At 67.6% G+C, this 19,893-nt stretch carries 25 protein-coding genes; 5 read left to right on the top strand and 20 right to left on the bottom strand.

The window, feature by feature from the left end:
- Positions 1-3: 3 nt before the first annotated feature.
- From NUV94_02965 to NUV94_02910, 12 genes are read right to left on the bottom strand one after another with little or no spacing between them, the layout of a single operon-like run.
- Positions 4-1,239, bottom strand: a complete 1,236-nt coding sequence (locus NUV94_02965) for a nickel-dependent hydrogenase large subunit (protein ID MCR4391749.1) — start codon at positions 1,237-1,239, stop codon at positions 4-6.
- Entirely contained in the window at positions 1,232-1,756 is a 525-nt protein-coding gene (locus tag NUV94_02960; GenBank protein ID MCR4391748.1) for an NADH-quinone oxidoreductase subunit C, read from the bottom strand. The genes NUV94_02965 and NUV94_02960 overlap by 8 nt, the downstream gene beginning before the upstream one ends.
- Positions 1,753-2,187: an NADH-quinone oxidoreductase subunit B family protein gene (locus NUV94_02955; GenBank protein MCR4391747.1), complete on the bottom strand. Its 435-nt coding sequence runs from the start codon at positions 2,185-2,187 to the stop codon at positions 1,753-1,755. Before NUV94_02955 ends, NUV94_02960 begins: the two co-directional genes overlap by 4 nt.
- An 8-nt stretch (positions 2,188-2,195) precedes the next feature.
- Positions 2,196-2,519: a hydrogenase gene (locus NUV94_02950; GenBank protein ID MCR4391746.1), complete on the bottom strand. Its 324-nt coding sequence runs from the start codon at positions 2,517-2,519 to the stop codon at positions 2,196-2,198.
- Position 2,520: 1 nt separating this feature from the next.
- Positions 2,521-4,059, bottom strand: coding sequence for an NADH:ubiquinone oxidoreductase (locus NUV94_02945; protein ID MCR4391745.1), 1,539 nt, complete (start codon positions 4,057-4,059; stop codon positions 2,521-2,523).
- A complete protein-coding gene (locus NUV94_02940; GenBank protein MCR4391744.1) occupies positions 4,056-4,403 on the bottom strand; it encodes a cation:proton antiporter subunit C in 348 nt (115 codons plus the stop codon). The genes NUV94_02945 and NUV94_02940 overlap by 4 nt, the downstream gene beginning before the upstream one ends.
- A complete protein-coding gene (locus NUV94_02935) occupies positions 4,393-4,842 on the bottom strand; it encodes a sodium:proton antiporter (protein MCR4391743.1) in 450 nt (149 codons plus the stop codon). The genes NUV94_02940 and NUV94_02935 overlap by 11 nt, the downstream gene beginning before the upstream one ends.
- Positions 4,839-5,105, bottom strand: coding sequence for a hypothetical protein (locus NUV94_02930; protein ID MCR4391742.1), 267 nt, complete (start codon positions 5,103-5,105; stop codon positions 4,839-4,841). Before NUV94_02930 ends, NUV94_02935 begins: the two co-directional genes overlap by 4 nt.
- Positions 5,102-5,353 carry a DUF4040 domain-containing protein gene (locus NUV94_02925; protein ID MCR4391741.1) on the bottom strand — a complete coding sequence of 84 codons (252 nt, stop codon included), beginning with the start codon at positions 5,351-5,353 and terminating at the stop codon, positions 5,102-5,104. Before NUV94_02925 ends, NUV94_02930 begins: the two co-directional genes overlap by 4 nt.
- Entirely contained in the window at positions 5,350-5,685 is a 336-nt protein-coding gene (gene mnhG, locus NUV94_02920) for a monovalent cation/H(+) antiporter subunit G (protein ID MCR4391740.1), read from the bottom strand. Before mnhG ends, NUV94_02925 begins: the two co-directional genes overlap by 4 nt.
- The gene (locus tag NUV94_02915) at positions 5,682-5,948 is read right to left on the bottom strand and encodes a monovalent cation/H+ antiporter complex subunit F (GenBank protein MCR4391739.1); all 267 of its coding nucleotides are present in this window, start codon (positions 5,946-5,948) and stop codon (positions 5,682-5,684) included. Before NUV94_02915 ends, mnhG begins: the two co-directional genes overlap by 4 nt.
- Positions 5,945-6,460, bottom strand: a complete 516-nt coding sequence (locus NUV94_02910; GenBank protein ID MCR4391738.1) for a Na+/H+ antiporter subunit E — start codon at positions 6,458-6,460, stop codon at positions 5,945-5,947. Before NUV94_02910 ends, NUV94_02915 begins: the two co-directional genes overlap by 4 nt.
- Positions 6,461-6,580: 120 nt before the next feature.
- Here NUV94_02910 and hypB point away from each other — a divergent pair, with 120 nt between their 5' ends.
- Together hypB and NUV94_02900 are read left to right on the top strand one after the other, a co-directional pair.
- On the top strand, positions 6,581-7,222 hold the full coding sequence (gene hypB / locus NUV94_02905) for a hydrogenase nickel incorporation protein HypB (protein MCR4391737.1): 642 nt from the start codon (positions 6,581-6,583) through the stop codon (positions 7,220-7,222).
- Complete coding sequence (locus NUV94_02900; protein MCR4391736.1) at positions 7,223-7,627, top strand: hydrogenase maturation nickel metallochaperone HypA; 405 nt, start codon at positions 7,223-7,225, stop codon at positions 7,625-7,627.
- 31 nt (positions 7,628-7,658) lie between these two features.
- Here the strand turns inward: NUV94_02900 and NUV94_02895 are convergent, their stop codons facing one another.
- The 7 genes from NUV94_02895 to alr form a co-directional block, all read right to left on the bottom strand.
- Positions 7,659-7,988: a C40 family peptidase gene (locus NUV94_02895; protein ID MCR4391735.1), complete on the bottom strand. Its 330-nt coding sequence runs from the start codon at positions 7,986-7,988 to the stop codon at positions 7,659-7,661.
- A 422-nt stretch (positions 7,989-8,410) separates the two neighbouring features.
- A complete protein-coding gene (lysA, locus tag NUV94_02890) occupies positions 8,411-9,673 on the bottom strand; it encodes a diaminopimelate decarboxylase (protein ID MCR4391734.1) in 1,263 nt (420 codons plus the stop codon).
- A 9-nt stretch (positions 9,674-9,682) separates the two neighbouring features.
- Entirely contained in the window at positions 9,683-10,525 is an 843-nt protein-coding gene (locus NUV94_02885; protein MCR4391733.1) for an ABC transporter permease, read from the bottom strand.
- Between the two features lie 6 nt (positions 10,526-10,531).
- Entirely contained in the window at positions 10,532-11,539 is a 1,008-nt protein-coding gene (locus NUV94_02880; protein MCR4391732.1) for an ABC transporter permease, read from the bottom strand.
- Between the two features lie 66 nt (positions 11,540-11,605).
- On the bottom strand, positions 11,606-13,189 hold the full coding sequence (locus tag NUV94_02875; protein ID MCR4391731.1) for an ABC transporter substrate-binding protein: 1,584 nt from the start codon (positions 13,187-13,189) through the stop codon (positions 11,606-11,608).
- A 53-nt stretch (positions 13,190-13,242) separates the two neighbouring features.
- The gene (locus NUV94_02870) at positions 13,243-14,382 is read right to left on the bottom strand and encodes a dipeptide epimerase (protein MCR4391730.1); all 1,140 of its coding nucleotides are present in this window, start codon (positions 14,380-14,382) and stop codon (positions 13,243-13,245) included.
- Positions 14,383-14,553: 171 nt separating this feature from the next.
- A complete protein-coding gene (gene alr, locus NUV94_02865) occupies positions 14,554-15,630 on the bottom strand; it encodes an alanine racemase (GenBank protein MCR4391729.1) in 1,077 nt (358 codons plus the stop codon).
- A gap of 89 nt (positions 15,631-15,719) precedes the next feature.
- Between alr and hypF the strand changes: the two genes are divergently transcribed.
- From hypF to NUV94_02850, 3 genes are all read left to right on the top strand, one after another.
- On the top strand, positions 15,720-17,954 hold the full coding sequence (hypF, locus tag NUV94_02860; GenBank protein ID MCR4391728.1) for a carbamoyltransferase HypF: 2,235 nt from the start codon (positions 15,720-15,722) through the stop codon (positions 17,952-17,954).
- A 10-nt stretch (positions 17,955-17,964) separates the two neighbouring features.
- Positions 17,965-18,498: a TlpA family protein disulfide reductase gene (locus NUV94_02855; protein ID MCR4391727.1), complete on the top strand. Its 534-nt coding sequence runs from the start codon at positions 17,965-17,967 to the stop codon at positions 18,496-18,498.
- An 82-nt stretch (positions 18,499-18,580) separates the two neighbouring features.
- Positions 18,581-19,354, top strand: coding sequence for an MBL fold metallo-hydrolase (locus NUV94_02850; GenBank protein MCR4391726.1), 774 nt, complete (start codon positions 18,581-18,583; stop codon positions 19,352-19,354).
- Here NUV94_02850 and NUV94_02845 read toward each other — a convergent pair.
- Positions 19,351-19,893, bottom strand: a 543-nt coding sequence (locus NUV94_02845) for a GGDEF domain-containing protein (protein MCR4391725.1), incomplete at its 5' end; no start/stop codon positions are given. The two genes, NUV94_02850 and NUV94_02845, sit on opposite strands and share 4 nt — an antisense overlap.

The raw sequence follows: 19,893 nt of genomic DNA, 5'->3' as shown, positions 1-19,893 counted from the left end.
ACATCACCCATTCCCCGTCAGTATCCTCTGGGTCTTCGCCCGCGACAGCCGAAGGAGCTCTTCCATGGCCATCCCAGTCTCATCCTCGCCCCGCACGATGTGCACGCGGTCCATGCAGCAGATGCAGGGGTCGATCGAGGCGGCGATGATCGGGATGTCCGCGATCTCCTGGCCCTCGAACATCGGCTTCCAGCTCATCAAGTTCGAATAGGTGGGGGCCTTGACCTTCCACACCACCGGCTCCTCGACCCCCGCCTCCAGGCGCACGTAGTGGATGACCTCCCCCCGCGGCGCCTCGTGCCAGCCCAGGCCTTCCCCTTGGGCCTTCTTGAGGTGGGCAAGGAGAGCCGGGATCTTGGGGAATGAGGTGATCTCCCCGTCCGGCATCTCCAGGAGCGCCCGCTCGATCAGGCCCAAGGACTGCCCGACCTCGAGGAGCCGAACCACGATCTTGTCGTACACATCCCCGCGGGGCACAAGGCCCCAGTCGCGGGGGGTGATCGCCTTGACCCCGAGCTCGCCGTAGGCGAGGTACGGCCGGTCCTGGCGCACATCCTTGGCTAGGCCCGACGCGCGGGCGGTGGGGCCGACCGCACACAGGGCATCGGCCTCCTCTGGTTCCAGTACCCCCACCCCGCGGGTGCGGGCTTCCACCGACGGGTCGCGTAGGAACGTGTCCAAAAGCTCGTCCAAAAGCCCCCGGTAGTAGCGGATCGTGCCCTGGACCTTGGGGTACTGGTCCGGGGCGATGTCCCGCCGCACCCCGCCGTAGATGGGGATCGCGTAGTCGATGCGGTTCCCGGTGAGCTCCTCCAGGATGTCGAGGACCTTCTCCCGCACCTTCCAGGTGAGGTGGAGGAGGGTGTCGAACCCGAGCTCGTGGGCGGCCACCCCTGCCCACAGGAGGTGGGAGTGGATGCGCTCGAGCTCCGAGATGATCACCCGGATGTACTGGGAGCGGGGTGGAACCTCGATCCCCGCTGCCTGCTCCACGGCTTGGGTGAGGGCGATCGGGTGAGCGACGGAGCAGATACCGCAGATCCGCTCCGCGAGATACAGGACCTGGATCAGATTGCGGCGCATCCCCATGTACTCGATCCCGCGGTGGGCAAACCCGGTGCGGATGTCCACCCCGACGATCCGCTCCCCTTCGACCTGGAACGAGAGCCGGACCGGCTCCTTGAGCGCGGGGTGGATCGGCCCGATCGGGATGCGGAACGTGTTCTCGGCCTCAGCCATCCTTGCCCTCCCATTCCACCATGCGCCGGAGGAACCGCCCCATCTCCGGTTCGTCCTTCCGCCACGGGTGCACCGGAAGATCATCGGGGAGGAACACGTGACGGCTGTCGGGGATGCCCACGAACTCGACCCCAAGGAACTCGATCTTCTCCCGTTCGGTCGTCTCCGCCCCGGGGATAAGATGACAGATGGAAGGGACTCTCGCATCGTCCTTGGGCACCGCGAGGCGGAGCGTGACCATGACCTCGCCCCCCTCGGTGCCGTAGCCGACGGCGATGTGGTAGAGGAGCTCGATCCTCTCTCCTGCGTCCTGCCCGGAGATGACGGACATGTGCACGGGGCCGAGGGCCTTGAGGGCCGCCACCGCGGGGACGATCGCGTCTCGGTCGATCTCCGCCCAGATCTCCTTGAGCTCGACGGGGGCCTTGACGCCGACTCGGCGCACGCGGACCTCCGTGTGCGCCAGGCCCTCGCCCAGGGCGGCCTTGAGCACGTTCAGAACTTGATCAACGTTCATACCTTCTCCCCCGCGCTCAGGCGCTCCAGCTTGGCCACCGCCTTGATGACGCCGTCGATGATCGCCTCCGGCCGGGGCGGGCACCCGGGCACGTACACGTCCACCGGGATCACCTGGTCCACCGGGCCGACCACGTTGTAGGACTCGTAGAACACGCCGGACGTGGATCCACACCCGCCGACCACGACCACCACCTTGGGATCGGGGGTCTGGGCGTACACCCGCTTCAGGCGCCCGGCCATCATCCGCGTCACCGGCCCGGTGACGAGGAGCACGTCAGCGTGGCGTGGGGACCCCACGAGCTTGATCCCAAAACGCTCGACGTCGTAACGCGGGGTGAGGGCAGCCACGATCTCGATGTCGCAGCCGTTGCACGAGCCGGTGGCGACATGGAAGGCCCACAGCGCCCGCTTGAACGAGGAAAGCCCCATCTCCCCTCCTACACCATCGCGACGAGCAACGCCACCGCCAACACCACCACGAACCACGCCACGTAATCCCCTACGAACCCGGAATGGAACGCGCGCAATCGCTCCACGTACGGACGCAATCCTTCCACAAATCCCCAGTAGAGGTGCTGGCCGCCGACGCGCGCCCCGGACGGGGCCGCCTCACCGGACAGGAACGGGAGCTCCTGCTCGGTGTCCCGCTTCCAGTCGCGGCGGCCGCGGGACCAGAGGAGCCCCATGAGGAGCAGCACCCCGGCCGCCGCCGCCAGCCACACAAGCGGGCTCCAGTAGCCTTCCCCGGTGACAAGCCTCATCCTATCCTCCCAGCACTGCCGCCAGGTACAGCTCCCGCCCCCGCCACAGCGCCTCCGCCGCCGGGGCCACGAGGTGGCGGACGAAGAAGTCCGGGGCGAGCCCCAGCGCAAGCACGGCCAGGGCGAGGACGCCCATGGCCAAGACCATCCCGAAGGGCTCCGGCTCCGAGGGCTTCCCGCGAGGCCCGAGGAACGCCCCCTGGAACGCGCGGATGAACACAGCGAGGAGCAGGATCGACGCCAAGGTCGCCAGCGCGGTCAGGATCGGCGACAGCCGGAAGCTGGACTCGTAGATCATGAACTTGGAGGCGAACCCGTTCAGGGGCGGGATCCCGGCCAGGGCCAGAGCCCCAAGCAAGAAGGACCCCGCCGTCCACTTGAGATCGTGGCCGAGACCGCCGAGGCCTCGCAGGTCGCGGGCGCCGGCGGCCCGCTCCACCGCCCCCACGCATAAGAACAGAAGGCCGATCGCCGCAGCGTCGTTGAGCATGTGGAAGATGCCGCCCTGCATGGCCACGAGACCGTACTCCGGTCGGGCCCCGATCACGGTGAACCCGACCCCGACCCCGAGGAGCATGTATCCGATCTGCGACACCGCCCCATAGGCGACCAGTCGCCCAAGATCGGTCTGGATCACCGCCATCAGCGCCGCCACCACCAGCGTCACCGTCCCCAAGCCCGTCACCAGCCACCCCACCGCCGGGTTGGTGATGCCGCCGAACAGGGTGAACAGGATCCGCAGGAGGCCGTAGAGCGAGACTTGGGTGTTGGCCACGAGGAGGATCACCGCCTGGGCCGGGGCCTCACCATAGGCGTCCGGGGCCCACATGTGGGCCGGCACCGCCCCGACCTTCATGAGAAGCCCGCCGAGGAGGAGCCCGAGCGCGATCCGGTCCGGGAGCGACCCTTGGATCCGGGAGGAGAGGTACGCGAGGTTCAAGGCCCCGTGCTCGCCATAGAGGACGGCGACCGCCAGGAGCACGAGGAGCCCGCCCGCGGTGTACATGACCATCGTCTTGAACGCGGCTTCCACCCCCCGCGCCTCCCACGTCCGGTACCCGATGAGCCCGCAGGCGGCAATGCTCGTGACCTCGAAGAACACGAAGAAGTTAAAGAGATCCCCGGTGAGCACCATCCCCAACATCCCCGCCCACAGAAGCAGCCCCAGGGTGAGGGCGAGGGTCTTCCCCTGCTCCTCCGTGAGGAACCGCCAGGCGTAGATGAACGAAAGGGGCGCCACCAGCGCGGAGATGAGGGCCATGAACGCCCCCATGCCATCCACCACGAGCATGATCCGGATCGGAAAGCCCCCCGGCGCGAGCGTCTCCCCGGGCGAGGACGCCCCGAGCGTGTACACCTGGATCCCCCCGGTGAACACCTGCACGGCCAGGAGCACCACCATCGCCGCGGTGAACGCCCCCACCAAGAAAAGCCAGAGCTCCCCCAGACGGCGATGAAGCTTGGCCCACAGGGGGAGGGCAAACCCGCCCAGAAGCGGCACGGCGATGGCGAGGATCGAGGCGTGGGGGGCGAGGTTCATCCGCGGAGTTCCCGTACCTTGCGCGCGTCCAGCGTCCCGCGGTGGCGCCAGATCACGACCACGAACGCGAGCGTGAGGGCCGTGGTGGCGAGGCCGATCACGATGCTCGTTAGGGTCAATGCCTGGGGCGTAGGCAGCACCATGCGCACGCCGGGTGGGGCATAGGTATAGATCGGGACCGCCCCACGTTGGACGTACCCCAGCGCCACCAGGAACAGGTTGACCCCGTTTTCGATCAAGGTCAGCCCGATCACGAGCTTGATCAGGTTCCGCTTGGTAAGAAGGGTCCACAGCCCGAGGGCCACAAACACCATGCACACCACGAACGGGAGGTTACCGATCATCCTCGCCTCCGAACAGCCCGAACAGCACCACTACCGAGCCCAGCCCGGCGATCACCTTGAGGCCCACCGCCCAGTTCATGAGGGGGAGGGTGCCCGCGGTGTTGAGGTACCCTGGGTTCGGCCCGGGCGGCACGGACTGGCCGAACAACCCACCTACCCCGGCGAGCACGTTGGCGAAGAACGTGAACGGGATGCCGATCAACCCAAGGACGACGAACGCCACCCCGCCCAGGCTCTCCAACGCGGACAGGAGATCCTTGTACTTCTTGAGCGAAGCTTCGCCGAACGCCACCAACACCAGGGCCAGGGCCGAAGCCACCACCGCCCCGCCCTGGAACCCCCCGCCCGGGGTGAGGTGCCCGTGCATGATCACGTACCCCCCGAACGCGAACACCATCGGCAGGAGGATCCTGGCGATCGTGCGCACGACGACGCTCATCGCCGCACCTTCCTCAAGATCAACGCCACCCCGACCACGGCGCAGAACAGCACCGTGGCCTCGCCCAAGGTGTCGTAGCCTCGATAGTCGAACACGACCGCGGTGACCACGTTGTTCGCCGCCACCTCGGCCTGGGTGTAATCGATGAAGTACTGGTCCATCTCGAACGCCTTCGGGGCCCCGAACGGGCGCATCCCGGTCCCGAGAAGCACAAGGAACCCGGTCACCACCAGGAACGCCGCCAGGACGAGCCACCGCTTCATTCCTCCTCCTTGCGCCGCGTCTTGCGGATGGCGAGGATGAAGATCGCCGTGGTCAGGGCGGCCCCGATCCCGGCCTCGGCGATGGCCACGTCCGGTGCCTGGAGGAGGTAGAACTCCAAGCTGAGGAGCAGGCTCGTCCCCCCGAGGGCCAAGGCCGCCGCCAACAGGTCCTTGAACCACACTGCGAACACCGACCCAATCACGATCAGAACCAAGGTCATCACCTGCAGGACGGCCCATACCGTCATCGCCTTTCCTCCAACCGGTCGACGACCGCCCGGAACGGCTTGATCCCCGCGCGGTGGGCGGCCCGGGCCAGGGCGTGGGACCCGGTGGGGTTGGTGAGGAGGAGGAAGACGAGTGCCAGGAACGCGCGCACGGCCATCGTCCCGCCGATCCCCCCGCCCTGGGCGAACCCGTACACCGCCACCCCCAGGAGAGAGAAGATGGACCCGAACGTGGTGCACTTCGTGGCCCCGTGGACCCGGGTGTACACATCCGGGAACCGAAGCAGGGCCACCGCGCCCAGGCCGTTGAACACGGCCCCGATGGCGAGGAACGCGTAGATGAGGGCGTTCACTTGAGGCCCCCCTCGAGGTAGCGGGCGATGTAGAGCGTGCTCACAAACGAGAGCAGGGCGTACACCAGGGCCACATCCATCAGCACCACCTGGCCGAACGCGGCCCCGAGGAGGATCATCGTCGCCACGACCAGGGTGTTGATCGTGTCCAGGGCCACCGCCCGGTCGGCGGCGGTGGGGCCGATCCCGAGCCGCACCATGGACGCCAGGATGAACCCAAGGAGCACCGCTGCCGCCACGCCAAACGGGAGTGCCACGATCATTCGGCGATCCTTCGTGCCCACTTCGGGAACGATCCGCACACGCGTTCCGGGGTGGGGGACTCGTCGGTCACGTTGATCCAGTGCACGTAGAAATCGCCCGAGTCGTCGTCGATGTCCACGGTGAGGGTGCCCGGAGTGAGGGTGATGGAGTTGGCGAGGAGCGTCCGGCCGAAGTCGGTATGGAGGTTGGGGTTGAACCGGACGATCCCCGGACGGATGCGACCGGTGATCACCCGCCATGCCACGTCCAGGTTGGCCTTGGCCATCGCCCACAGGAACGGGCCGATGAGGTAGAGCAAGAACAGGATCCAGCGCTGGGGTTGGAGCAGCCGCCAGCCGCCCTGCGCCCACAGGAAGGCCCCGGTGGCGAGGGCGGTCACCGCCGCGAGGACGGCCCCGGCAATGAGCTCATCGGGGGCCCACAGGCCGAGGGAGCCGGTGAACGTGGCGAGCAAAAGATAGACGGCGAACGCGAAAATCCCCGTCGCCGTCCACTCCGCAACCCTGCGCATGCCGGCCGAACTATAGCACAGCCCCGGCTCGCCTTGCAAGCGTGGACGGCCCAGGAGTCCGGTTTCCTAGGCGCTCGAGTGGTTGTCGTCCGGCAACGGGAGGGGTATGATCGCCCCGCCGTGCACGACACACTTGGGTTTGGCGATGTGCTGAAGCGCCAGTTCGAGCTGGCGGAGCGTAACTATGAACTGCTCAAGGACCGGGGGATCCGGGCGATCAACGTCATGGGGGCGATCGGCTCCGGGAAGACCCTCCTCATCATCCGCATGGCCGAGCGGCTGAAGGCGAAGGGGCTCAAGGTGGGGGCGATCGCCGGCGACGTGGCGGGCGACGACGATTACCAGCGGTTCAAGGCGGCCGGGCTCCCGGCGATGAGCATCAACACCGGGGACGACTGCCACTTGGATGCCCACCGGGTAGGCCACGCCCTGACGGATTTCCCCCTCTCCGGGGTGAACGTGCTGTTCATCGAGAACGTCGGGAACCTGGTGTGCCCGGCCGATTTCCCCTTGGGCACGGAGGGCGACCTCGTGGTGATCTCGGTAACCGAGGGCGACGACATGGTGCGCAAGCACCCCAAGATTTTCGCCCAGACCGACGTGGTGGCGGTGAACAAGATCGACCTGGCGGAGATCGTCGGCGTGGATCCCCAGAAGCTGGTGGCCGACTACCGCAGGCTCAATCCCCATGGACGGGCGGTGCTCACCGACGCCAAGAGCGGGCGCGGGGTGGAGGAGCTCCTGGCGGCGCTCGGCCTCTGAATGCACGAGTACTCCCTGGCCCAGGCCCTGTTGGAGGGGCTCTTGGCCCACCTGCGGGAACACCCGGCTCCCGGCTCCATCGCGGCGGTGCACGTGCGCCAAGGGGAACTCTTGGTCCTGTCCACGGAGGCCCTCCGGGAGGCGTGGCGTATCTTGACCGAGGGGACCGTGGTGGCGGGCTCGGACCTCGTGGTGGAGCGGGTGCCCGCCAAAGTGCGGTGCCCCGGATGTGGCTACTTGGGCCCGGTCCGGTACCTGGCCGAAGAGGGGTGGCACTTCGCCGTGCCCGTGCTCGCCTGCCCTCGGTGCGGAGGGCGTGCCGAGGTCGTCGAAGGCCGCGACCTGGCCATCGTCGGGCTTTCGGTCGACGACGCCACACCTCCTAGACCGGGCGTAGCGGCCTAGATGCGGACGGAGAGGATACCCTGCTCTTGGATCAAACCACCCGTCCCGCCCATAGGAACTTCGCTCGTAGCTCCTGCGCGTAAGGTCCCTGTGGGGGATCCAGAACCGTAATCGTCACCTGCCCCTCTCGCCCGCTCGCGTGGATGATCCGGCCATCGCCCAGCCAGATCCCCACATGGCTGCGGAAGAACACGAGGTCGCCTGGCTCCAGGTCGTGAAGGGCGGTCACGCGGATCCCACACTCTTGTTGGTCCTTGGAATCCCGAGGGAGCCAGCGGTTGAACACGAAGTGAACGAGGCGTTGGACGAACCCGGAGCAGTCAAAACCGAACGGGGAAGTCCCGCCCCACAAGTAAGGCACTCCCACCAGCTCTTGGGCTAGCGCCAGAAGATCATGCCTCGTGCCCACCCAAGTGGCCGGTTTCACCGCGTCCTTCGGTACCCACCCAACTTCGCCTGTGGGCCACATCACCTGAACCTTCTCGGCAGCGGCCGTGCCAGCAAAACGGGTGTCCAACGCCATTCGACCGATGGTCTTCCCTGATGCGATCTCCCGCACTACTGCTACGGAGGCACAAACCTTCCACTGGGAGCCGGGCAACGGCCCCGAGACGGTTTGGGGCTCTCTGATCCAGCCCACATGGCCGTCAGGGCCGCGGACTCTGCTCCACTGCGGTCCCGTCTCCAACCCTTCGCACTGCGAGAACAGGAGGAGTTGGGACACGCGTTCGGCTCGGTCGTCCGGCTCCGCCCGAAGATCAGCCAAGGTGGAGGCCACCCACCTCAGGCCAGGCACTCCGGCACCTCCTCCCCCCGCCACAAATCCGCTGGAGTCTCTCTACTCCGTACCAGATGAACTTCCCCTTCCACAACCAGCACCTCGGCTGCCCGCGGTCGGGAGTTGTACTGGGAGGCCATGGCGAATCCGTACGCCCCGACATCCAGCACGGCCAGCACATCCCCCGGTGCCACCGGCGGCAGAGGGCATTCTCGGGCGAGGACGTCTGCATTCTCGCAGAGGGGGCCCACTACGGTCACGGTCTGAGTCCCTTCGTGTCGGGTCCTAACGGGCACGATCCGGTGGTGTGTTCCGTAGAGGCTGGGGCGAATGAGGTCGCTCATCCCCGCGTCCACCACCACGAACGCCCGCCCGTGCACGCGCTTTCGGTAGAGCACCTTGGTGAGGAGGATCCCAGCGCTGCCTACCAGCGCCCGCCCCGGTTCGAACAGGAGCGTTAGGTCATCGAAGCTGTGGCCCCGTAGGGCACCGCCAAGTTCGCTCACAGGAAAAGCCGTTTCCCCGTCCTCGTACGGGATGGCGAACCCGCCCCCGAGATCCAGGAACGTTGGAAAGAAACCGCGTTCTCGTGCGGCCTTCACCGGGGACATCAGCTGATCCAAGGCCTGCATGTAGGGGTTGACCTCACGAACCTGCGATCCCAAGTGGACGTGAAACCCGACGAGTGTCAGCTCACGCACCGTGACGAGTTTATCAAGGGCCGTAGCGATGGAGACGATGTCCAGACCGAATTTGCTCCCTTCCTGGCCGGTGGCGAGGTAAGGGTGGGTGTGGGGATCAAGGGAGGGGTGGACGCGCAGCGCCACGTTCGCCTTCCGGTTCAAGCACATGGCTAGACGAGCGAGAAGATCGAGTTCCTCCAGAGACTCCACCACGATCGCCCTCAGCCCCTCATGCACTGCACCGCGGAGTTCCTCTTCGGTCTTGCCCACTCCGGAGAACAGGATCTTGCCCGGGGGAAAGCGCGCCCGGAGAGCCCGGGTTAACTCCCCTCCCGACACCACCTCTGCTCCGAGGCCTTCGCGCGAGAGCAAACGCAGGACCGCCCCATTGGGATTGGCTTTCACCGCATAGCACAGCTCCACAGGCAGCCCAGCCAGCGCGGTTCGTAACCTGGAGAGGTTCTCCAGGATCCCTCGTGTACTGTAGAGGTAGCATGGTGTGCCGAACCAGTTGGCGACCTCCGTAAGGGGGATCCCCTCTGTCCATAGCACTCCGCCCACGACCTCAAGCCAGCTGGGGCCCATGGACAAAGATCAGCGCATACGGGGATCAAGGATGTCCCGGATTCCGTCCCCGATGAGGTTGAACCCGAGCACGGTGATCATGATCGCGAGCCCTGGGAACGTGGACACCCACCATGCATGGGGCATGAAGTTGCGGCCGTCGCTGACCATGAGGCCCCACTCCGGGCTGGGGGGTTGGGCACCAAACCCCAGGAACCCCAGCCCGGCGGCGGTGAGGATGATCCCCCCCATGCTGAGTGTGCCCTGGATGATCACCGGGCTCATGGCCATGGGGAGGATGTGTACGAACAGGATTCGCAGCGGACCCGCCCCTACGGCCCGGGCAGCTTCGATGAAGTCCTCCTCCCGCACCGCGATGGCCCGGCTGCGCGCCAGACGGGCGAACACCGTCCACGCCCCGAACGAGATGGCGATCACCACGTTGGTGAGGTTCGGCCCTAGGGCGGCCGCCACAGCCATGGCTAGGATTAGTTGGGGAAAAGCCATGAAAACGTCGGTGATCCTCATCAGTAGGTTATCCCAAAACCCGCCCACGTATCCAGCCACGATGCCCACCGCCGTGCCCAGGGTGCCCGCGATGAGGAGGATGAGGAGCGCGATCCACAAGGAGATCCTGGTCCCATAGAGCATACGGCTGAACACGTCCCGGCCGAGCCCATCGGTGCCCATCAAGTTGGTCCTGCTCGGGGGAAGCAGCTTCTGAGTGGGGTTGGTGGCGTAGGGGTTGAACGGGGCGATGTACGGGGCAAGCAGCGCCAGCAGCAGGAGCGCAACGATGATCACCGTGCCCGTAAGCGACAGTGGATTGCGCAAGAGCTGCCGCCCCACGTCGCCCCAGGTCAGTCCCCTCATCGTCGGTCACACGTACCGGATCTTGGGGTTGAGGTACGCGTACAGGAGGTCCACGGCCAGGTTGCACACCGCGTAGAGGAGGGCCATGAACAGGGCCACCCCGACGACGGCGTTGAAGTCGATGGACAGAAACGAGTGCGTCGCGTACCGGCCCAGCCCTGGCCAGGCGAACACGGTTTCCGTAAGCACCGCCCCCTCCAGGAGGCTGGCCACCCGGATCCCGATCACCGTGATGACCGGCAGGAGGGCGTTCTTGAAGGCGTGCTTAATGACGACTACGCCCTCCCGCAGGCCCTTCATCCGCGCCGTCTTGATGTATTCCTCCCGAAGCACCTCGAGCATGCTCGAGCGGGTGATGCGGGTGATGGAAGCGGTGGAGAGCCACCCCAAAGTGAACGCCGGCATGATCAGATGAAGGAGGTAACTCCCCAAGGCCGTCCAATCTCGAGCGAGGAAGCAATCCAGGCTAAGGAACCCCGTGACGCGCGGGGGGCGTGGGAAGTAATAAGGGAGCTGGCCCGGACCAGGCAGCCACCCCAGGGTGTGGTAGAAAATCAACAGCAAAAGGAGCCCAAGCCAGAAGGCGGGCATGGAAAGCCCCACGATGGCGAACACCCGCGACGCGTGGTCCACCGCCTGGCCGCTGCGCACCGCGGACACCACCCCTAGAGCGATCCCCATCACCACGCCGATGAACAGGGCTGCCAAGGCGAGCTCTAACGTATTGGGGAAGTAGTAAAGGATGTCCTGCAAGACCGGCCGCCGTGTGCGCAGTGACACCCCGAGGTCCCTCCGCAGGAGCCCGGCGATGTACCGGACATACTGGACGTGCATGGGCCTGTCCAGGCCCCAACGCTCCTTCTCCCGCTCAATGGCCTCCGGGGGTGCCTGGGGGCCGAGGATCGCACCTACCGGGTCAGCGGGGATCACGCGGGCCACGAAAAACGTGATCGTCGTCACCCCCCACAGGACGAGGACCATCCATACCAACCGGCGTACGACGTAACCAACCATGCTGGTCTGGGTTGGGCCTTAAGGATCAAGGGGCCTGGGGGGCAAAGGCCCCCAGGCCCCTTTACCTCAGCCCGTCTTCGCGACCGGCCAGAACTCGGTGAAGCTCAGCATCGGGTTCAGCTTAAGCCCCTGGACCACGGCCCGGGTGACCACCTGGTTGAGGGGGTAGTAGAGGATCACGTACGGACCTTTGTGCAGGAGCCGCTGCTGGATCTCCTCGTACATGGCCCGCCGTTTCTCGGGGTCCAACTCCTGGGCTGCTTCCTCGACACGCTGGGTGGTCTCGCAGTCCACGTACATGTTCCGCCACGCCAGCTGTCGCACCGGGGCTTCGGGCCCAGTGGTACAACAGTGGGCGAACGGTTTGGCCAGGCTATCGGGGTCAGCGTAGTCCACACCCCACCCGGCCACGAGCATCTGGTGCTTCTGCGCCCGGTAGATCTCGTAGAACTGGGCGGACACCATCTGGGTGATGTTCACCTTGATCCCGATCTGGGCGAGGTCGGCCTGGACTTGGGTGGCGATGGCTACCCGCCGCGGGTGCGTGCTGGAGAGCATCTCCACCTCGAACCCTTCCGCGTATCCCGCCTGGGCCAGGAGGGCCTTGGCTTTCTCCAAGTCCTTGTGGAAGGGGGTTTCCGGGAGATGCCCGAACATCCCAGCGGGGATGATCGTCTGGCCGTAGATGGCTGCGCCTTTCTGGATCCCGTAAATGATCGCGTCGTAATCCACCGCCCACCGGATGGCCTCACGCACGAGTTCGTTGTCGAACGGAGGTTTTCCGGCGTTCACCGCGAGGTACTCGATGCCCCACCCCGGCCCCTCCACCACCGTGAACCCGGGGAGGCCCCGGTACAGGTCCACCAGCTCCGGCAGGAGGTCCCAAGCGATGTCGACGTCGCCCTTGTCGAGGGCGAGCTTCTGGGCCGCCGGCTCAGGGATGTCGACGATGATGATGCGCTTCACCCCAGCCGGCCCGGCCCAGTACCCGTCGAACCGGTCGAGGATGATGCGCTCATTGGGTGACCACTCCACGAGGATGAACGGCCCAGACCCGGCATCGTTGGTTTTGAGCCACTCGTTGGCCCACGGATCGACCTCCGTAGCGTGGGCCTGCACCAACTCACGGTCGAGGATAGAACAGATCCCCTGAAAGCCGATCACCGAAGCGATGATGAGCTCCGCTACCGGCTCCTTCGTGGTGATGGCCACCGTGTGATCGTCGACCTTCGCGATCATGTCTTTGCTCGGCACGTATTGGGAGAGGATCCAAATCGGGGCGAAATTGAGACTCAGCGAGCGATGGAACGAGTACACCACATCGTCGGCGGTGACCTCTCGGCCGGAATGGAACTTAGCCCCTCTGCGGAGGTGGAAGGTCCAGGTCAACCCGTCTGAGGAGACCTCCCAGCTTACGGCAAGCCCCGGCCTAGCCACCACTTCACCCTCTTCGATGACGATGTTGACCAAGGCATCGTAGTACTGCTCGATGACGAGATCGGTGAACACCTCGTACGCCCGTGCCGGGTCCAGGTCCACGATGATGTCCGTGCGGGCCCCGATGATGAGGGTGTCCCGTGGAGGCACCGCCCACCCCACCAGCCCGCCTGCGAGCAATGCCAAAAAAATCAACTCCGCGACTTTCTTCAATGGAAACACCTCCTTAACCATCTGCCCCTGAAGGGCACTACCAAATGGGCCCTCTACGCCACGGTCTTGTCCCTTCTCCCACCTCCTTCTCCTAAGCGGTAGGTCTTCACGGGGACGAGCCACTCCTCCTGGAGACGTCGAACCCCAAACCCCGGGGCCTCGGGATCGGTCAATACCTGATGGCCGGCCTCGATGTGCGACCCGCCTTCGGCCACGAGCTGGGTCTCCGGCCGCTCCCCGATGTCCAGATCGCGGAAGATCACGTTGCTCTCGGCGATGGCGAAGTGCACCGCCGCTGTGGCCGACAGGTTCGACTCCACCATCCCCCCGATCATGTTGGGGATCCCCGCCGCCCCACAGATGGCCGCGATCTCCCGAGCCCGCCATAGCCCCCCCGCCTTCATGAGCTTGATGTTCACGTAATCGGCGGCCTCCGCCCGTACCACCCGCAACGCATCGGCGGGGGTGTGCACAGCCTCGTCGGCCATCACCGGGATCGGGGACCGGCGGCGCACCCACGCCAACCCCTCGATGTCCTCCGCGGCCACCGGTTGCTCCACGAACTGGACGTCGTATTCGGCCATCCTGGTCAGAGCCCATACCGCCTCCGGACGCGTCCAGCCCTGGTTGGCATCAATGCGGATGGTCACCGCATCCCCTACCGCGTCCCGGATCGCCTGCACTCGGGCAACGTCCACCTGAGGATCCTCGCCCACCTTCACCTTGATCGTGCGGAAGCCCGCGGCCACGAGGGCCTTGGCCTCAGCGGCCATGGCCTCCGGGGCGTCGATCCCCACTGTGAAATCGGTGTCCACAGGCTCGGCGCGGCTTCCTCCCAACAGGCGCCACACCGGCTCCCCGGTGATGTGCCCGACCAGATCGTGGAGGGCTATGTCCACCGCGGCCTTGGCCGGGGCGTGGCCGTGAAGGGCCCGGTCCATCTTGTCCATAAGGTACCGCAGTCGCCGGGGGTCCTCCCCGAGGATCGTGGGGATCAACACGTCCAGGGCGGCGAGCACCGTATCCGAGGTGGCGCTCAAGATGAGGGGGCTTGGCGAGGCCTCACCCCACCCCACATTGCCAGCACTGTCCACGAGACGGACGACGATCTCTTCCTTCTCTTTCGTGTACCCGATGGCTATCCGGAATGGCTTCTCCAGCTTAAAGCGAAACCGGAACACGCTTGCCTCCACAAGGCATGATCGACCCACACGTTCAACATAGCGCGAAGCGCGGTCAAAGTCAAGAACGAGCCTGGGGCGCTAGGGAATCCCTCTGCCTGAGGAGGGCTCCCGGAGGTTGGCGAGGGCCCGGTCCACCACCTGGCCATCGTCGGGCTTTCGGTCGACGACGGACGGGGACCCCTACCCCGTCCAGCGGCGGCGGGCGGAGAGGAGGACCGGGACCAGAACCGGGCAGATCCAGCCCTGATGGCCGCTGATCCCGGGACCGAACAGGAGGGCGCGGTCGCCGCGACGAACCCCAGTGAGCGCGGTCACATCGGCGGCCACGGTGTCCATCCCCAGTTTCCCCACGAGCTCCGCCGGCCGCTCCCGGATCACCACCCGCTTGAGCTCCGGCCGCAGGCCGTCCCCGTACCCGGCGGCGAGGATCGCCACCCGCGCCGGCTCCGGGGTCACGTAGGTCCGGCTGTACCCCACCGGCCACCCCCGGGGCAGGTCGCGCACCGCGGCCACCTCCGTCCACGCCCGGGCGGCCGGGGTAAGGGAAACCGGGAAGGGGACCGGTCCGTCGGGGTACCCGTAGGCCGCGGTCCCTACCCGCACCATGTTCAGCGGGGGCGCGGTGGCCTCGTCGAACGCCAGGGCCGCCGCGGAGTTGGCGAGGTGGCGCCACGGGATCGGCAGGTTCCGGTGGCCCCACTCCGCGAGGAGGTTGCGGAACCACCACACCTGGGCCCGCGTGAACAGGAGGTCGTCCTGGGTGCGGCCGTTGGCTGAGGAGAGGTGGGAGTAGATGCCGGTCACCTCCACCCGCTTGGGGTTCAGGACCGCGAGGGCGCGGTCCACCTCCTCCGGGAGAAGCCCGAACCGGCCCATTCCGGTGTCCACCTCGATGTGGACGAGGGCTGGCCGCCCAGCCCGGGACGCCGCGGCCTCGATCTCGGGGATCATCCCGACGTCCCCGAGGGGGATGTGGAACCCCTCCCGCACGGCCTGGACGAGCGCGAGTCCCACCGGAGGGGTCATGATGAACACCGGCTCCGTGAACCCGGCCCGGCGCAGGGCGCGGGCCTCGGTCACGTAGGCCACGCCGAACCAGTCCGCGATCCCCTGGGCGGCGCGAGCTACCGGGAGGAGGCCGTGGCCGTAGGCGTCCTCCTTGACCACCAGCATCATTGCCACCCGGTGGGGCAGCCACTCCCGTAGCCGCTCCAGGTTCCCCCGCAGGGCGCGCCTGTCCACCTCGGCGTGGACCATGGTGGCCTATTCCACGCCCACCTCCCCTCCCTGCCAACCACCTCCGTCCCCGGGGGATGGGACAACCGCCGGTATAATTCCGGTCCGCGATGGCATCGGTGCGCAAGAGGATCCACGTTGCGGGTACCGTCCAAGGGGTGGGGTTCCGCCCGTTCGTGTACCGCATCGCCCTCCGCCATGGCCTCTCCGGGCACGTGCGCAACCTAGGGGATGCGGGGGTGGAGATCGAGGCCGAGGGCCCCCCGGAGGCGATGGCCGGGTTCCTCCTCTCGTTGCGGGAGGAGGCGCCGCCCCTGGCGGAGGTGGCCTCCCTCGCCGTGGAGGACCTGCCCCCGTTGGGGACGAGGGACTTTCGCATCCTCCCGTCCCGGGATGGGGGTGAGGGAACGGGGATGATCCCCCCGGATGTCGCCACCTGCCCGTCGTGCCTCGCGGACATCGACGCCCCCGAGAGCCGCTACCACGGGTATTGGGCCACAAGCTGCACCGACTGCGGGCCACGGTTCACGGTGGTGGAGGCCCTCCCCTACGATCGGCCCCGCACCTCCATGCGCGACTTCCCGATGTGCGCGGACTGCGCAAAGGAGTACACCGACCCCCTGGACCGCCGCCACCACGCCCAGACCATCGCCTGCCCCCGCTGTGGGCCGCGCCTGGTCTACGTGGAAGGAGCGAGGGAAGTGCCGGGGGACCCTCTGGAGCTGGCGGTGGAGGCGCTCAAGGCCGGGAAGATCGTGGCCATCAAGGGCCTCGGCGGGACCCACCTCGCCTGCGACGCGACGAGGGAGGAGATGGTGGCCGAGCTCCGCCGCAGGCTCGGACGGCCCGGGCAGCCGTTCGCCCTCTTGAGCCGCGCGGACCTGGTGGAGCGGTTCGCCGAGCCGAGCGAGGAGGAGTGGGCGCTCCTCCGCTCCCCGCGGCGACCGATCGTGGTCCTCCCCCACCGGCCGGGGTACCTCGCCCCGTCGGTCGCCCCGGGTCTCCACACGGTGGGGACGATGCTCCCCTACACCGGTCTCCACCACCTGCTCCTTCGAGAGCTTTCGTTCCCGGTGGTGATGACGAGCGCCAACTTCCCCGGCCGGCCGATGCTCATCGAAAACGAGCGGATCCGCGCCGAGCTCTCCGAGGTGGCCGACGCCTTTCTCCTCCACAACCGGCGCATCGTCGCCCGCTGTGACGATTCGGTGGTGCGGGTGAGCGGCGGCGCCCCGGCCTTCCTCCGTCGCTCCCGGGGGTGGGTGCCCGAGCCGATCCCCCTCGACCTCGGCGCGGAGCCTCTCCTCGCCCTGGGGGGCGACCTCAACGTGACCTGCGCCATCTACCACCGGGGCAAGGTGTACCTCTCCCAGCACATCGGGAACACCGAGTACCTGGACACCCTGGAGTTCCTGCGGGATGCGCTCGGTCACCTCCTGCGCCTGGTGGGGGCTCCCTTCCCCAGGCGGATCGCGTGCGACCTCCACCCCGGGTTTGCCACGGGCCGCCTCGCCCGCGAGCTCGGGGAGGCGATCCCGGTCCAGCACCACGTGGCCCACGTCGCCGGCCTCGCCGCGGAGTGGGGCGTCTCGGAGGTGGTGGGGCTGGCCCTCGACGGGTACGGGTACGGAGAGGACGGTCAGGCGTGGGGCGGGGAGGTCATCGTCTGGCGGGATGGGCGCAGTCGGCGCGCTGGGTCGCTCGCCCCTGTCCCCATGCCGGGCGGGGACCTCGCCACCCTCCGGCCGGGGCGGATGGCGGCGAGCTACCTCCTCACCGCGGGCCACGACCCCCAGGAGTCCGGGCTCTCCCCCCGGGAGCTGGCGGCGGTGCGGCTCCAGATCGAGCGCCGGGTGAACTGCCCCCTCACCACGAGCGCGGGCCGGTTCCTGGACGCGGTGGCGGCCTGGCTTGGGACCTCACGGGAAAGGACGTACGAGGGGGAGCCGGCGATGCGGCTCGAAGCCGCCGCGGCCCGGGGCAGGGCCCTTCCACTGGAGCCCCTGATTCGCAGCGGGGACGGAAGGCCCATCCTCGACACGGTGGCCATCTTCCGCAGGTTGCATGAGCTAAGGGAGGAGGGGGCAAGGCCGGAGGACTTGGCGGCCACGGCCCAGGATGCCCTGGGGCGGGGGCTGGCCCGCCTGGCGGCCGCGGTGGCCCGGGAGGAGGGAATCCCCGCGGTGGGCCTCACCGGGGGCGTTGCCGTCAACGACGCCATCGCCCGTGCCGTGCGGGCGGAGGTGGAGAAGGCCGGGCTGCGGTTCCTCGCCCACCGGAAGGTTCCGCCCGGGGACGGGGGCCTCTCGTTCGGCCAGCTCGCGGTGGCCGCCTGGCTCCGGTAACCTTGCGGCCATGGACGCCCGGTGGCTCGCCCTAGGGCTCGCCATCTTGCTGGTGGCGGCCTTTCTGTTCCAGCCCCAAGAAGGCCGTCTCGGGGAGGGCACGTTTCCCATCGTCGGTCGACCGGCCCCGGAGTTCGCCCTCGCCGGCCTCGGGGGCGGGTTCAACTTTGCCGCCCAGAGGCGCGGCCGCCCCATGGTCCTCGCGTTTTGGACCACCTGGTGCGGGGCGTGCAAGCACGACCTGGCGATCCTGGAGGGGTTCCATCGGCGGTACGGAGACCGCGTGGTGGTGGTCGGCATCTGCCCGGAACGGTGGGGGGAGGTGCCGGAGATCGCCGCCCGTTACGGGATCACGTTCCCCATCCTGTTCGACCCCGGGGCCGGGGTGACCCGGGCCTACCAGCTCTCGGAGAACCTGCGCTACCCGTTCACCGTGTTCGTGGACGCCCGCGGCGAGGTGAGCGGGGTGTGGGCCGTGTCCCTGCGCGACCTGGATTTCCTCCTCGACCTCCTCGGCAAGGCCGGGATTTCCCTTCCCCGGTAGAATCCCGCGCCGCGGTTTGTTCCCCACATCGGGGGACACATTGCCTGTGCTTTGGTCGGGCCCTGCCGTAGCCTCCCTTGCCATGGGGTACGTGAAGTTCCTGGGGACGGCGGGGGCCCGGTTCGTGGTCGCCCGGCAGCTCAGGTCCTCCGCGGGCACGTGGATCGAGCTTGGGGGGACCCAGCTCCTCCTCGATCCTGGACCGGGCACCCTCCTCCGGGCCCGCAAAAGCCGTCCGGCCCTCGACCCTAGCGAGCTTTCTGCGATCCTCCTTTCCCACAAGCACCTCGACCACTCCACCGACGTGAACATCCTGATCGAGGCCATGGCCGATGCCGGCCGCAAACGGCGCGGGGCCCTCCTCGCCCCGGCCGATGCCCTGGAAGGGGAGGATCCGGTGGTCCTCCGCTACGTCCGCCAGTTTCTGGAGCGCATCGAACTCTGGGAGGAGGACGGGACGTACGCGGTGGACGAGGTGGCGATCCGATCGATCCGGCACCACCACGGTCAGGTGGAAACCTACGGTCTTCTCGTGGATTCCCCGGAGGGGCGGATCGGGTTCGTGACCGACGCCAAGTTCACCCCCGACCTCCCCGGCCGGTACAGGGGCTGCCAGCTCCTCGTCCTGAACGTGGTGCGGCGGGAGTGGAGCCCGGACGTGGACCACCTCTCCCTCCCCGAGGCGGTGGAGATCATCCAGGAGGTCCGCCCAAACCTCGCCGTGCTCACCCACTTCGGGATGACCATGCTCCGGGGGAAGCCCTGGGAGCTCGCGGCGGAGCTCGCGGAGAAGCTCGGGATCAAGGTGGTCGCCGCCGCGGATGGCCTCACCGTGGAGGCCGGGGAGTGGCGCTAGTCCCGGTGCCGCCGCTTCATCGTGTACAGCATCTCGTCCGCCCGCCGGAGGAGGTCCTCCACCGAGGCCGCGGGCGCTTCCCCGGGATGCCACACCGCTGCCCCCAGGCTGAGGGTGGCCCGGGGTTCCTCAGGCATCTCCACCAGGGCCTGGGTGATGCGGGCCATCGCCTCCTCCGCCCCTGCCTCGTCCGTCTCCGGCAGGACCACCACGAACTCCTCGCCCCCGTAGCGCACCACGTAATCCGAGGCGCGCACCGTGGATTGGAGCACCCTGGCCACCCGCTGGAGCGCCTGGTCGCCCGCGACGTGGCCGTACCGGTCGTTGATGGCCTTGAAGGAGTCCACGTCCCCCATGACGAGGGCCAACGGCCGCCCGTAGCGGCGGGCCCGCTCCAGCTCCTGGGCGAGCACCTCGGACAGGAACCGGCGGTTGTAGAGGCCGGTGAGGGGGTCGCGGATCGCCTGCTCCCTCAGCTCCGCCGCGAGCCTGAGGTGGGCGATGGCCTCCCGCACGTGGCCGGCCAGGATCTCGGTGAA

The organism is Candidatus Acetothermia bacterium (assembly GCA_024653305.1).
Lineage (GTDB): Bacteria > Bipolaricaulota > Bipolaricaulia > Bipolaricaulales > Bipolaricaulaceae > JACIWI01.
Note: the sequence above shows the minus strand (reverse complement) of the source record. Positions and strands in the feature narration are given on the sequence as shown.

Bases quoted from the DNA above. Each gene is read 5' to 3' on its own strand.
- NUV94_02855 (MCR4391727.1), top strand. From the start codon at position 17,965: ATGGACGCCCGGTGGCTCGCCCTAGGGCTCGCCATCTTGCTGGTGGCG.
- lysA (MCR4391734.1), bottom strand. From the start codon at position 9,673: ATGGGCCCCAGCTGGCTTGAGGTCGTGGGCGGAGTGCTATGGACAGAG.
- NUV94_02945 (MCR4391745.1), bottom strand. From the start codon at position 4,059: ATGAACCTCGCCCCCCACGCCTCGATCCTCGCCATCGCCGTGCCGCTT.
- NUV94_02925 (MCR4391741.1), bottom strand. From the start codon at position 5,353: ATGACGGTATGGGCCGTCCTGCAGGTGATGACCTTGGTTCTGATCGTG.
- NUV94_02885 (MCR4391733.1), bottom strand. From the start codon at position 10,525: ATGAGGGGACTGACCTGGGGCGACGTGGGGCGGCAGCTCTTGCGCAAT.
- NUV94_02900 (MCR4391736.1), top strand. From the start codon at position 7,223: ATGCACGAGTACTCCCTGGCCCAGGCCCTGTTGGAGGGGCTCTTGGCC.
- NUV94_02910 (MCR4391738.1), bottom strand. From the start codon at position 6,460: ATGCGCAGGGTTGCGGAGTGGACGGCGACGGGGATTTTCGCGTTCGCC.
- NUV94_02915 (MCR4391739.1), bottom strand. From the start codon at position 5,948: ATGATCGTGGCACTCCCGTTTGGCGTGGCGGCAGCGGTGCTCCTTGGG.
- alr (MCR4391729.1), bottom strand. From the start codon at position 15,630: ATGGTCCACGCCGAGGTGGACAGGCGCGCCCTGCGGGGGAACCTGGAG.
- hypF (MCR4391728.1), top strand. From the start codon at position 15,720: ATGGCATCGGTGCGCAAGAGGATCCACGTTGCGGGTACCGTCCAAGGG.
- NUV94_02935 (MCR4391743.1), bottom strand. From the start codon at position 4,842: ATGAGCGTCGTCGTGCGCACGATCGCCAGGATCCTCCTGCCGATGGTG.
- NUV94_02940 (MCR4391744.1), bottom strand. From the start codon at position 4,403: ATGATCGGTAACCTCCCGTTCGTGGTGTGCATGGTGTTTGTGGCCCTC.
- NUV94_02930 (MCR4391742.1), bottom strand. From the start codon at position 5,105: ATGAAGCGGTGGCTCGTCCTGGCGGCGTTCCTGGTGGTGACCGGGTTC.
- NUV94_02950 (MCR4391746.1), bottom strand. From the start codon at position 2,519: ATGAGGCTTGTCACCGGGGAAGGCTACTGGAGCCCGCTTGTGTGGCTG.
- NUV94_02850 (MCR4391726.1), top strand. From the start codon at position 18,581: ATGGGGTACGTGAAGTTCCTGGGGACGGCGGGGGCCCGGTTCGTGGTC.
- NUV94_02955 (MCR4391747.1), bottom strand. From the start codon at position 2,187: ATGGGGCTTTCCTCGTTCAAGCGGGCGCTGTGGGCCTTCCATGTCGCC.
- NUV94_02960 (MCR4391748.1), bottom strand. From the start codon at position 1,756: ATGAACGTTGATCAAGTTCTGAACGTGCTCAAGGCCGCCCTGGGCGAG.
- NUV94_02880 (MCR4391732.1), bottom strand. From the start codon at position 11,539: ATGGTTGGTTACGTCGTACGCCGGTTGGTATGGATGGTCCTCGTCCTG.
- NUV94_02965 (MCR4391749.1), bottom strand. From the start codon at position 1,239: ATGGCTGAGGCCGAGAACACGTTCCGCATCCCGATCGGGCCGATCCAC.